Here is an 8,593-nt window from a genome sequence, read left to right on the forward strand (position 1 = left end):
AATCCATGATTATTCTGCGGCTCGACCGCATGCTTGCCGAACGCAAGATTTCATCCAAAGAGCTTGCTGAACGCGTGGGTATCTCCCAGGTCAATATGTCGCGTATCAAGACGGGCAAGGTTTCTGCCGTGCGCTTTTCAACTCTTGACGCGATATGCCGGGCACTCGACTGCCAACCGGGCGATGTTCTGGAATACATACCTGACGATGAAGCCGATAGCCTCTTTGGGCTTAAAGATGAATAGCCATAATTAAGCCGCCAATCACGCCCTCAACGCAAAAAGCCCGCCAGAACGATGCGTTCTAGCGGGCTCAATCAGATATTTCGCCTTCGCGCTCGAAAGCTCAGGCAGATCTTACGCAAACAGGCCGTAGATGCTGATGTTGGCCTTGGCATAGAGGCCGTTGGCATACTCGGTCCACTTGGAGCTGGCGCTCGAGGCCTGCGAGGAATACTGCTGATAGGCAGTGTAGTAGGCGGTCATGGCCTGCTTATAGGTGGCGCTATCGGCGGTAAAGGCATCGTCGGCGAAGGCCTTAGCATAGGTGCTGTCGGCGTCCTTCCAGGTGCCCTTCGAGCTATCCCACTCGTCGCCGGCAAGGTTGATGATGTAGTCGGCGTAATCCTTGCTCGCGGTGTCCTCGTTGCCGTCAGAAGGCTCGGTCGGAGCGGTCGGCATGCTCGCGGAAGCATCGCCCACCTTCTTCTTGTAGAGCTTCTGCAGCGTCGCGGACTGACGGACGATCTGCTTGGCCTGGTCCTTGGACACGCCATACTGCTTGGCCATGGTGTCGTAGTCCGAGGTGCCGATAGAATCCTCGGCGTACTTCTTCATCTCCTTAGAGGAGACGGTAATGCCCTCGTCCTCAGCAGCATCGAGCAGAATCTTGTTGCGCACGTAAGACAGGATGACGTCGGCAGAGGGGGCGGTGTAGTTGCCGTTGCTATCCTTGACGGTATCGAGGCTGTACTGGCTCTCGATGGCCTCGCGCGCGGTGATATCGCTCTTCTTGCCGTTGTAGCTATAGCTTGCCACGTTCGAATCGAGCTGGTCCTCGGTGAGGGTCGCCGAGCCGACACCCTTGCCGCCAAAGCCGCCATTGCCAATAAAGAAGCCGACCACCGCAGCGATCACGACTGCAACCACAAAGGCGGCAATCATCGTCTTTTTGTGGTTGGATGCGCGGTCGTCCGCGTCGGAGCCGTCGTCCTCGCCCTGTTCCTCGGACATGAGGTTCTCGTCGGCGGCGTCCGCGGCGATCTTTGCCTCCAGGCGAGCGTCCTCTTCCTCGGCGGTCGTGCCGGCAGCAATGTGCTCGGCAGACGTACCGGCGACCAGATCGATCTTCTCGTCCTCGTCACCGTCGGGGCCTTCGCCGCGCTCGATGATCTGGATGCCGTCGATCTCGTCCTTCTCGTCCTTCTTTTGAATCAGACCCATATCAGTTACTCCTTGTTAGGAAACATAGTCCTCAATAGAATACGCCCGACGAGGCGCCGGGCGTATTGATTCTTAGGTTATACGCAAACACTTAAGTACTATTTAGGCGTTTGCAGCGTGCATACCTTAGGCCAGGTGCGCGATAACGGCATCGGCAAAGGCCTGCGTGCCCACAGCGCCCTCAACGGAGCCGGTCTGGGCACGACGCACGTCACCGGTAACCTGCTTACCCTCGTCGAGCGTGGCGGACACGGCGGCGCGGATACGATTGGCTGCATCGTTCTCGCCCAGATGATCGAGCATCATAGCCGCAGACAGAATCTCGGCCGTGGGGTTGGCGATATCCTGGCCAGCGATATCGGGTGCCGAACCGTGCGTTGCCTCAAAAATGGCGCAGTCGGCACCGATGTTGGAGCCGGGGGCCATGCCCAGACCACCCACCAGGCCGGCGCACAGGTCGCTCACGATGTCGCCGTACAGGTTGGGCAGCACCAGGACATCGAAGTCGTTGGGGTTCTGGACCAGGCCCATGCAGGTGGCGTCGACAATCTTGTCGTTGAACTCGATATCGGGATAGTTGGCGGCCACCTCGCGCGCAACGCGCAGGAACAGACCGTCGGTCGCCTTCATGATATTGGCCTTGTGCACGGCCGTCACCTTTTTGCGGCCGCAGCGGCGGGCATACTCAAAGGCGTACTCCACAATACGGCGGCTCTTGGCGATAGAGATGGGCTTGATCGAGATGGCGGAATCGGCGGCAAAGGTCTTCTGACCCGAGCGCTCGACGAGCTGTGAGAGCTCCTCGACCTCGGCTGCACCCTCGTCGAACTCGATGCCGGCGTAGAGGTCCTCGGTGTTCTCGCGCACGATGACCAGGTCGACGTCGCGGAAGCGCGAGCCGTCGCCCGGCTGCGACAGGCAGGGGCGCACGCAAGCATACAGGTCGAAGTGCTTGCGCAGGGCCACGTTGACACTGCGGAAGCCCGTGCCGACCGGCGTAGTGATGGGGCCCTTGATGGCAACCTTGGTCTCGGCAACCGCATCGAGCACATGTTGGGGCAGCGGCGTGCCAAACTCGTCCATGACGCCGGCGCCGGCCTCCTGGACGTTCCAATTGATCTGGACACCGGTGGCCTCGACCACGCGGCGCATAGCCTGCGTAATCTCGGGACCGATACCGTCACCGGGAATCAGGACTACATCGTGCGCCATAATCTGTTACTCCTCGTCTTCGGCGTCGTCAGATTTTTTAACGCTAGCACGCTTCTTCTTTTTGGAGAGATCCAGGTCAAAACGTTTAACAAGCATTTCGCAAATCTCGCTCGAACGGGCCTTGAGATAGCTGCCCTTACCGTTCTCGGCATCGAACTTAAGGCGCAGCGCAAGCTTCTCTGCGACCTCGGCGTCGATCTCGCCCTGGCAAAACTCGTACAGGCAACCGAGCATGTCGCGATACTCAAGGTCGCCGTGGTAGCACTGGATGGCCTCGTCCAGGATGGGCCAAGCCTCGCGCGAACGCTCGACACTCGTGGCACCCCACACGCACAGCAGGCGGAAGGCGGCATAGCGCAGCGTGGAGGAGATCTCGTCGAACAGCGCGGTCTCGGCACCCTCAAAGGCGTCCTCCATCTGCTCGGGGCAGGTGGTGGCGAGTGCCGCCAAGGCATCGAGGGCCTCCCAGCGGGTCTGCGCCTCGGGGCGATCGAGCGCCTCGATCAGCGCGGGCACGCAGGGCACGACGCGCTGCGGATCGCGCTCGGCAAGCAGGTGCAGCACGCGGGCGGCAAACTGGCGGATGCGGCGCGTGGGACAGCCGAGCTCTTGGACCAGGCGGTCGACGGCGTTCTCGTTCTCCTCTGCCAGCTGAAGCTGTGCCAGCTCCTCGTCGGTGAGCTGTTCGTCTTTATTTTCTGCCATAGTTACCTCTTCTTACTATTTCTTAGCGTGCTTGCCAGCACCCTTGCTGTCATCGGTGACCGAGATGAGCTGCCGGTTGGCTGCGCCCTTGCGACGCGCACGGCGGCGCTCCTCGGCATCGCCCGCATCGGCGGCGGCGCGATGGGCTTTGTTGACGTTAAAAACCTCGTCGTGCTTGCGCCACGGGCCGACGGACTCGCCAAAGCTCATCTTAAGGCCGGCGATAAAGCCGCCGAGCCAGCCAATCGGCGCAAACTGCACCAGCGGGAACAGCGAGAACACCCAAGTCAGCAGGACGACTGCCGCCGCTCCTGCAAAGTTGGCGATCCAGTAGTCGCGCTTGGTGATGACGCGCTTTTCGCAGGCCCACTGGCCGCACAAAAAGCCGATGTAGATCGCAAAGAGAAAGAGCACCAGCGCAAGCACCACGAACGTCCAGCTCATAGGCGCTACTCCCCGTGATGGTGGCCGCAGCAGCACTCGTGGCCGTCATCATGGCCGTGGCCGCCGCAGCACTCGTGGTCCTCGCCGTGATGGTGGCCGCAACCGCACTCATGGTCGTCGCCGTGCTCGCCGCAACCGCAACCGTCCTCGTGGGCACCGTGCTCCTCGGGGCGATACTGCGACCAGTCCAGACCGGCGGCGATGGCGTCGGCCTCCTCCTTGTAGAGGACCGTGATGGCCTGGGTGCCCAGCTTGGCGCCACCGATGGCGTCAAGCATATCGTAGAGCGTAAAGGCCACGTCGGCACCGGGCAGCGCGAGCTCGCGGTCGTCGGCGTAGGCAAGGGCCAGGCGCAGGTCCTTAATGAAGTGCTCGACCATAAAGCCGGGCTTGTAGTCGCCGTCGAGCGCCTTGGGGGCCAGGCTCTCCATGGCACCGGACTTGCCGGTGCCGCCCAGGATCATCTGGCGGGTCTTCTCCAGGTCAAGGCCGCTCAGCTCGGCAAATGCCATGGCGTCTGCCATGCCGACCATGCAGGCGCCCAGCGACACCTGGTTGGCGAGCTTGGCAGCCTGGCCCTTGCCGGCACCATCGAAGCAGCAGATGGTTGCCGCAAAGGTGGAAAGGATATCGCGGACCGGAGCGATGTCGTTCTCGGTAGCGCCAACGATAGCCGTAAGCGTGCCGGCGATAGCACCCGACTCGCCGCCGGTGACGGGACAGTCAAACGCCATGCGGCCGGAAACCTGGGCGGCCTCGGCAATGTCACGGGCGAGCTCGGGCGAGCTCGTGGTGAGGTCGATCAGCACCGCGCCGGGCTTAGTGCAGGCCAGCAGGCCGTCGCCCGCCAGGTAGAGCTCCTCGACCTCGGAGGGATAACCCACCATGGTAAAGACGACGTCGGCGTTCGCCACGGCATCTGCCGGCGTATCGGCCCAGACTGCGCCGTGCTCGATAAGCGCCGCCGCCTTGGACTTAGTGCGGTTGTTGACCGTGACGGGATAGCCGGCGTCCAGAATGTGGCCGGCGATGGGGGCACCCATGATTCCGGTGCCGATAAATGCGACAGAGAGCTTGTTTGCCATGAAGCCTTTCCTTTTGGGTTGGGTGTTATTACCAGGTTGAATACTCGGTGCCAGCGTTTGGGCTGTGAGTTGGGATCGATTACGGCCGCGTTACTTGCCTACTGACCGCGCACGCGGCGGGCGATGCGGTCGGAAAGCGACGCCTTGTCGGCGCGGTTCTTACCCCAAAACGCGCAGGCCACCATGCCGGGGCCCACGTGCGAGCCGATGGTAGGACCGACGGAGCTGCGAATGATCGTGACGTCGGCGCAGCCCTCCTCCTTGCGGATGGCGGCTTCGAGCCAGTCGCCGTCCTTTTCGGCATCGGCCGTCATAATGGCGATGGGCATGGTGCGATCGGGCACATAGTTCTCGCGGAACGACTTGAGAATGGACTTGAGCGCCTTCTTGCGACCGCGGTTGACGCCGATCAGCGACAGCGAGCCGGCCAGGTCGTAGGACAGCTCGGGTTTGACGTCGAGCTTTGCCGTGAGCTGTGCCGCCGCGGGCGGAATGCGGCCGCCGGCAGCCAGCGCGTCAAAGCTCTCGAGCGTAAAGTAACCGTGGACATAGGTCTTGGCCTCGTTTGCCCAGTCGACCAGCTGCTTGGCGGTCAGTCCCGCCGAACGCTGGCGCACGGCCTCAAGCGCCAAGAGCTCGCCGGTCGCACAGGGCAGAGCGTTGTCGACCACGTACAGCTCAAAGTTGGGATACTCGGCGCGCACGGCGTCCGCCGCCTGGCACGCGGAGTTGTAGCTCGACGACAGCGCCGAGGTAAAGCACAGGTAGACCGTGGGCGCACCCTCTTTGGCGCACTCGGTAAAGAACTCGATATAGCGGCCGAGCGACACAGCCGAGGTGGACACGCGGGCACCGGCGCGCATGCGGTCGTAGAACTCCTTGGGTGTGATGCTCGACCAGATGTCATCCGTGCGCTCCTCGCCATCGATAATGAAGGGAAAACCCAAGATATCGACATCGAGGTTCGCGGCGACCTCGGGGCTAAAGTCGCAGCAGGTATCGACGACGATGCGGCAACGGTCCGAATGACCGGCGGATGCGGCCTTGTCCATCAAAGCGACTCCTTACGTAAAAAGGCGGCCACCCGCATGGGATGGCCGCCAACCGTTAACTCATGCAAGTTAACGTATTTTACTCGTCAAGTGTTTCGATGCGGGGCTTGATGATGCCATATCCACCATTCTTACGGTGATACACCACATTGATGAGGCCAGTCGTCGCGTTCTCGAACACGTAGAAGTCGTGACCGAGCAAATCGGTCTGCACCAGCGCCTGCTCCTCAGTCATCGGGGTGACATCGATGACCTTCTCGCGGACGAGCAGGTCGTCCTCCTCCTCGGGCAGCAGCAGGTCGGCCAGATCCTCGACGCGCTCGACCGGCGCGACATCCGCTGCGCTGGCACCGCCCTGGCGGTTGTCCACGACCTTGGTCTTGAACTTGCGCAGCTGGCGGGTGACCTTATCGGCGGAGAGGTCGATGGCGGCGTACATATCTGCACCGTGCTCGGCAACGCGAATCACCGAACCGCGGGCACGAACCGTAACCTCGACGATTGCCGGGTTGGGGTTCGAGGGGTTCTTCTCATAGCGAAGCACGACGTCGACTGTCATGGGCTCGATATCGAAAACCTTGAGCGCCTCGCCGATCTTCTCGTCCACATGCGCACGCAGAGCATCGGTTACCGTCGTCTTGCGTCCAGAAACCTTGATATCCATACGTGGCTCCAATCTGCCTCGGGGACTTACTGTACTGGCTATGTACCCATTGCCGTGCATTTAATCACGCGGATTCCTAAAGACCCGAATAACGATTGCTTGATACCGCATACCGAAGTCTCGCACTTTTCTGTGGCAAAGTGCGCTATAGGAAGGCGACAGCGACCTTGGTTTTGCACCTAAAAAATGTCTTTGAACTGCTGGTTTTATGGGAACGAAAAAGCCGGGCTCCCCTGTTGGGAGAGCCCGGCAATGCGTGTTGAAACCGTGAAGAGGCGCCTCTCCTAGCGCATAGGAGAGGCCACCCCTAGCAATAACTAGCTATTGAGTTTGTTAATGTCGTCGTCGGTGATAGTGCCCTCCTGGCTGGACGATTTATCCTCGGAGGATGCACCCTCGCTGCTCGAATCGGAGGATGCGGACTCGCTGGATCCGGTGTCGGTCGACTGCACGTCGGCGCCCGAGACCGTCTTGGTGGTGAGGTCATAGGGCATCGTGCCGTACCAAACGGAGTGGACCGCCTCGAGCGTGCCATCGACCGTGATACCGTCGAGGGCATCGCTCACGGCACGGCATAGCTCGTCGTTGGCCGAGAGGCCCGCGACGCCGAGCGTCGAGGGCGTCTCGAGCGTGCCGACGTAAGAGACCTGGCTCATCAGGCGCGCAAGGTAGCCGCCGGCCGTGGAGTCGCAGATCACGTAGTCGACCTCGCCGGACTCGAGTGCCTCAAAGCACTCGTTGATGTTGGAGAAGGTCTTTTGGTTGGCCGTGATGCTCTGCTTGGCGAGCGCTTCCTGCGAGGCCGAGGAGGTCTGAACGCCCAGGGTAGCGGTGTTAAGCGTTTCGGTGGAAACGCTCAGAGACTCGCCGTCGCTCGTCTTTCCGAACACTGCCGCAGCGTCGTACAGGCAAGTACCAAGCGCGCTGATGTCACCATCCGTGGAATTGATGTCGCCAATGAAGATGTCGGCCTTTTTGTCGCCAAGCGCGGAATCGGCAGAAGACGCATCGACGAAGGCAACCTTAAGGCCCATACGGCTTGCAAGGGCACGAGCGGCATCGACCGCATAGCCCGTGAGGTTTCCGTCGGCGTCCTGCATGGCCTGCGGGGCATCAGACGTATCGAGGGCGACCGTCAGGGTTCCCGGCGTGACCAGGGCATCGTCCGACACCGCCGGCGTGACGGTCTCGCGCTCGATCTGGTCAATCGTGGGTGTCGTGAACGTGGACAGTGGATTGAACGCGCATCCGCTCAAGCCCAATACGGCAATGACCGCCGCGGTCCCAGCACCTAACCGAGCCGCGTGCATCAAGCTGCCCCTCACCATGTCCACTACCCTGCCTTCTGTGTCGTATACAATCCGTGCGTTGCGCGGAATAACGGGTTGTTCCCACCAGCTGACCTGGTATTTGACCCCACACTTGCGCACCGGGGTGTTTGCTCGGGAAGCCGTAGCCACCTTCACGACTGGCCCGCTCGCCCGCGAGGCGGTATTGCCCCAAAGAAAGTAGAACGGACGGTGCGGCTTACATCTAGGACGCGCCATGATCGCGCCGCGCGCACGCGGTCGCTTACGTGGATCCCTTTGACCGCGTCTGTCTTGGACTAGGATGTACATTTCGTCCATCCGCAACCACAGCCTGGCAGGAACGTAGCGCATTATAGCTAAGTTCAAGCTAAAGTTTAAGGTTAGGGACGTCATTCGCACCGTGAGCACAGATTTTGCAGGTCGGAGCAGACCTTTCGTGCCCCCATGAAGCCCGAAGCTCCCCTACGGTGAGCTCCGGGGCACCCTAAGAAGGGTGCCGTGTGCAAAAAACGGCAAATATGAGTACTGCTACAAATTTAGTAGCAGCGTTTTTCCGCCCCACGAGCCCTTTTTGAGTTCCGCACAGCCTGCTTGGCGCCAAGATATTCCTCATTCGTTTATTATCTAGGTAGCGTGCAGAGATGTGGTGTAAGAGGCGGGGCATGCCCCGCCTCCGCCC

The 8,593-nt window shown here is 61.0% G+C and carries 9 protein-coding genes; 1 reads left to right on the top strand and 8 read right to left on the bottom strand.

Features of this window, described 5'->3' with window-relative positions:
- Window positions 1-5 precede the first annotated feature (5 nt).
- A complete protein-coding gene (locus tag DW796_RS08100) occupies window positions 6-245 on the top strand; it encodes a helix-turn-helix transcriptional regulator (RefSeq protein ID WP_117654920.1) in 240 nt (79 codons plus the stop codon).
- Between the two features lie 111 nt (window positions 246-356).
- Here DW796_RS08100 and DW796_RS08105 read toward each other — a convergent pair whose 3' ends face one another.
- From DW796_RS08105 to DW796_RS08140, 8 genes are all read right to left on the bottom strand, one after another.
- Window positions 357-1,442 (bottom strand): hypothetical protein, encoded by a 1,086-nt coding sequence (locus DW796_RS08105; protein WP_118094794.1) that lies wholly within the window; start codon window positions 1,440-1,442, stop codon window positions 357-359.
- Window positions 1,443-1,568: 126 nt separating this feature from the next.
- Complete coding sequence (locus DW796_RS08110; RefSeq protein WP_117802809.1) at window positions 1,569-2,654, bottom strand: isocitrate/isopropylmalate dehydrogenase family protein; 1,086 nt, start codon at window positions 2,652-2,654, stop codon at window positions 1,569-1,571.
- A gap of 6 nt (window positions 2,655-2,660) precedes the next feature.
- The gene (locus tag DW796_RS08115; RefSeq protein WP_118094795.1) at window positions 2,661-3,359 is read right to left on the bottom strand and encodes a hypothetical protein; all 699 of its coding nucleotides are present in this window, start codon (window positions 3,357-3,359) and stop codon (window positions 2,661-2,663) included.
- A 15-nt stretch (window positions 3,360-3,374) separates the two neighbouring features.
- Window positions 3,375-3,803 carry a hypothetical protein gene (locus DW796_RS08120; RefSeq protein ID WP_117772898.1) on the bottom strand — a complete coding sequence of 143 codons (429 nt, stop codon included), beginning with the start codon at window positions 3,801-3,803 and terminating at the stop codon, window positions 3,375-3,377.
- 5 nt (window positions 3,804-3,808) lie between these two features.
- Entirely contained in the window at window positions 3,809-4,888 is a 1,080-nt protein-coding gene (locus tag DW796_RS08125; RefSeq protein ID WP_118094796.1) for an NAD(P)-dependent oxidoreductase, read from the bottom strand.
- Window positions 4,889-4,986: 98 nt separating this feature from the next.
- The gene (locus tag DW796_RS08130; RefSeq protein ID WP_118094797.1) at window positions 4,987-5,940 is read right to left on the bottom strand and encodes a DegV family protein; all 954 of its coding nucleotides are present in this window, start codon (window positions 5,938-5,940) and stop codon (window positions 4,987-4,989) included.
- Between the two features lie 79 nt (window positions 5,941-6,019).
- Window positions 6,020-6,604 carry a ribosome hibernation-promoting factor, HPF/YfiA family gene (hpf, locus tag DW796_RS08135; RefSeq protein ID WP_035137685.1) on the bottom strand — a complete coding sequence of 195 codons (585 nt, stop codon included), beginning with the start codon at window positions 6,602-6,604 and terminating at the stop codon, window positions 6,020-6,022.
- 317 nt (window positions 6,605-6,921) lie between these two features.
- Window positions 6,922-7,914 (bottom strand): ABC transporter substrate-binding protein, encoded by a 993-nt coding sequence (locus DW796_RS08140; RefSeq protein WP_158567716.1) that lies wholly within the window; start codon window positions 7,912-7,914, stop codon window positions 6,922-6,924.
- Between the last annotated feature and the right edge of the window lie 679 nt (window positions 7,915-8,593).

The sequence above is a fragment of the Collinsella sp. AM31-2AC genome (assembly GCF_003469285.1).
Lineage (GTDB): Bacteria > Actinomycetota > Coriobacteriia > Coriobacteriales > Coriobacteriaceae > Collinsella > Collinsella aerofaciens_AT.